General features: G+C 67.1%; 3 protein-coding genes and 1 pseudogene. All 4 read right to left on the bottom strand.

Going from position 1 to position 3583, the window contains the following annotated elements; genetic code table 11:
- Nucleotides 1-412 (bottom strand): annotated as a pseudogene (locus ACIRA7_RS15810) (hypothetical protein); the annotation flags it as partial.
- A gap of 42 nt (nt 413-454) precedes the next feature.
- Nucleotides 455-1114, bottom strand: coding sequence for a hypothetical protein (locus ACIRA7_RS15805; protein WP_396221797.1), 660 nt, complete (start codon nt 1112-1114; stop codon nt 455-457).
- 100 nt (nt 1115-1214) lie between these two features.
- Complete coding sequence (locus tag ACIRA7_RS15800; RefSeq protein WP_396221796.1) at nt 1215-1901, bottom strand: PEP-CTERM sorting domain-containing protein; 687 nt, start codon at nt 1899-1901, stop codon at nt 1215-1217.
- 277 nt (nt 1902-2178) lie between these two features.
- Nucleotides 2179-3492 (bottom strand): (Fe-S)-binding protein, encoded by a 1314-nt coding sequence (locus tag ACIRA7_RS15795; protein WP_396221795.1) that lies wholly within the window; start codon nt 3490-3492, stop codon nt 2179-2181.
- Nucleotides 3493-3583: the final 91 nt, after the last annotated feature.

Raw genomic sequence — 3583 nt, 5'->3', positions numbered from 1 at the left:
ACGTGGCCCACTGTTCGGCCGCGTCCTCCACCTTCGCCAAGCGTGGGTTCACGTACTTGCGCGCCGTCGCCAACCACTGCGGGGCGCAGGCGGGGGGCAGGGCGAGCATGAACGTCTCCTCGTCCATGCGGAAAATCCACATGTCGCCCAGCACCTTCCCCTTCGGCGTGAGCGCCGTGGCATACTGTCCGTGGCCGGGGGCCAGCGACGTCACCTCGTTGGTGACGAGGCCGTTGAGCGCGTCGGCGGCCTTGGGGCCGAGGAAGGTGCTCCACTGGTCTGCCGACTCGAACCATGCCGACCCGCGTTGCAGCTGGTGGTAGGCCGCGGTGTCGCTCGCGGAGAGCGACGCCGGATACGCGAGGGCCGGTGGTGCCGGAACGGGCGGTAGCTCCGGGGTCGCGGGGCTCATGGGGCCCGGGGAGATCGCGTCAGGGTTGGACAACGGCACACCTCACAGAGACTTCGCCAGCAGATCGTCTTGCAGAACGTACCGGGGACCGGCCGCGTCAAGCAACAGCCGCGCGGCCGCTCCACCGGGCACCTCGACGGCGTTGCGTTGTGCCCAGGGAATGCGCAGGCGGTCGAGGCGGGCATCGATCGCGGCATAGCTCGCCTGCAGCGAGGTGAACCCGGCGGTACGCGGAAGGTCGTCGGAACAGCGCAGGAACAGCATGCTGTCCTCCAGCCCGGCCAAGCGCAGCAGCGGTTCTACTTCGCGGCGCTGGGAATCGCTGCGCACGACGAGACGCACGCCGCGTGCGAGCAGCATTCGTACGTGGTGTATGACGCCGTCGCCGAGCGGTACGCCGTGCGACGCTGCGTTGGCCCATTCACGCTGCGCGCGCATCGCGACGAGCTCGTGAGCCGTCATGTCGTTTCGGAGCTGGGCATGCTGCAGCGCCGGCAGCTGGTGCACGGCGACGGTGACGCACTCGAGGAACGTGCGACCTGGCAGGAGCGGTAGCAGGTCGGCTGTGGGGACCTCGATACCCAGCGGCGCCCACTCGTGTGCGATCGCCTCGGCCAGCGCCATGGCGCGCGGCGGTAACGTATCGGCGATGATGCCGTCGAAGGCGACGATGATCGTGGATGCGTTGGCGAGGTGCATCACGTTGCGAGAAGGGAGGCCGGTCGGCGGAACCGTGCCGGAAATACAAACGGGGTGGAGCGCAATCAGCGCTCCACCCCGTACAACAGCAAGCGCCGAGCGATCAGGCGTTGTTACGGCGGCGACGCGACACACCGAAGATGCCCGCCAGTCCCGCCGCCATCAGCGCGTACGTGCTGGGTTCCGGCACGGTCGCGTTGCGGATCAACAGGCCGTCGGTAGCCAAGTCGCCATCGATGACGACGGAGAAGGTCGAGGCCTGTCCAATGTTGCTGGACGCGATCGTGAAGTCGCGCGTGCACGTGGGCTGCGGCTTGTTGTCGAACTCACCGTCGGAATTGCGGCAGAAGCCAAACTCGTTGAAGTCGGCGGCGTTGTTACCGAACAGACCTGTCGTTGCACCGCCGTCGAAGGAAAAGCCAACGAACTTGTTGTCCCAGCCCATGCTGCCGACAATCGGGCCGGTGCCAAGCAGGTTCGTGGTGAAGATGTAGCGATAGCCGAACCCACCCGGCAAGTTGCCGCGCGGCAAGCTGCCGCTCGCGCTGGCGCCGATCCAGTTGTACGTGGGCGCGCTGTTGTTCTCCCACACGCCGGGGATCGACGAGATGCGATACGCCTGTCCCGTGTACAAAACGTTGAGCGGATTCGAAATCTGGAAAACATTGACGGTCCAGTTGGCGTCCATGGGTCCGACGCCGAGGCCGGTGTTGAGGACCTGCGCCTGCGAGGCGACGGCGGAGAACGAGAGCGCGGCAGCAACAACGGCGGCGCGGCTGATCAACTTCATTGGGAAAGCTCCTGGCGTCAGTGACCGAGAATTCATGGACTCTTCGATTTCTACCTAGTAGCAACAGATGTGCCGTCTCTCTCGCCACGACGCCGTTTCGCCACCGGCTCGCGTTGCCGGTCTGTCATGTTCTAAGTCTTTGCAAATCAATGCTTTAACAAAACACTCGGTCGCCCGACGGCCCAGCTCGAATGGCGGCGGTCGAAGTTGTCGCGTGAGGTCGCCTCGTCGGCGCCGCACAGTGCTGCGTGAGCGCAACACTGGCAGGGCGTGCGCATCAGGCGTGTGGTGTCTCGTAGCTCGCGTCGAGTAACTCGATGGGGTGCACCACGCGTGCCTTCGACCCACTGCGCAGCAGGCCGGCGCCGATCTGCATCATGCACCCCGGGTTGCCGGTAGCCACCCAGTCCGCGCCGCTCTCGGCGATGCGCGCGAGCTTGGGTGCCAGCACGGCGTCGGAGGTGTCGGGCTCCACGAGGTTGTAGATGCCGGCCGATCCGCAGCACTGGTCGGCGTCTTCGAGTGGAATGAGCGAGAGTCCGGGAATCGCGCGCAGCACCGCGAGCGGCGGGGAGACGATGCGCTGGGCGTGCATCTGATGGCACGGCGGATCGTGCGTGACCCGCAGCGCCACGGGTGTGGTGCCAGCGACCGGTCCAACCGTGGCCAGCAGCTCCGAGATGTCTCGCGTGCGCGCGCTGATGCGCTCGGCCCGCGCCGCCCACGCCGGATCGTCGTGCAACAGGTGCCCGTACTGTTTCAGCATGGCGCCGCACCCGGCCGAGTTGACGGCAATGACGTCGGCCCCCGATTGCTCGAAGGCGGCCACGTTGATGCGGGCGAGGGCGCGTGCGCTGTCGAGATCACCGGCGTGGGCGTGCAGGGCGCCGCAACAACTCTGACCCCTTGAAACGCGGAGGGCGAAGCCGTTGTGCGCGAGCACGCGCTCGGTGGCGTCGTTCACGTGCGAGAAGAGTCCCGACATTACGCAGCCGGTGAGGCAGGTGGCGGTGGTCGTGGGCGGCGACGCCGGCGTCGTGGGTGACGCGCTCGGTGCACGACGCACCGCGCGTGGGCGCAGCGTTGCCGGTGTGGTGGACGCGATCATCGCCATGGGGAAGGCGAGTCGTGCCGGCAGGATTGGCGCGAGCAGATGCGGCAATCGGGTGGCGCGGAAGGCCCGCGCGCCGAGCAGCGCGATGCGCAGCAGCAGCGGATGCTTGAACACGGCGAGTACGGCGCGGGCTACGAACGGCACGCCACGCACCGGGGCCATGGTCGCACGCGTGGCTTCGAGCAGCTCACCGTACGGTACACCCGACGGACAGGCGGTCTCGCAGGCACGACAGCCCAGACACCGGTCGATATGCTGCGCGGTGGTGGGATCGTCGAGTGCGATATCGCCGTCGAGCATGCGACGCATGAGCACGAGTCGTCCACGCGGCGAATCGTTCTCGTCTTCGAGATTCACGTAGGTGGGGCACGCCTGCAGGCAGAAGCCGCAGTGCACACAGGCATCGAGCCCTTTGCTGGCGAGCGCCAGCGGTGTGCCGGGCAGCGCGCACTTCGGCGACGTGGATACGGTGCTCATGCAGCTCCCATGGCGCGGAACTCCCGGCGTCGCCGGTTCAGGATACCGTGCGGATCGAAGGCCCCCTTCACGGACAGGTCGAGCGCGCTGG

This window comes from Gemmatimonas sp., from assembly GCF_044376735.1.
GTDB lineage: Bacteria > Gemmatimonadota > Gemmatimonadetes > Gemmatimonadales > Gemmatimonadaceae > Gemmatimonas.
This window is presented reverse-complemented; position numbering and strand designations above follow the sequence as displayed.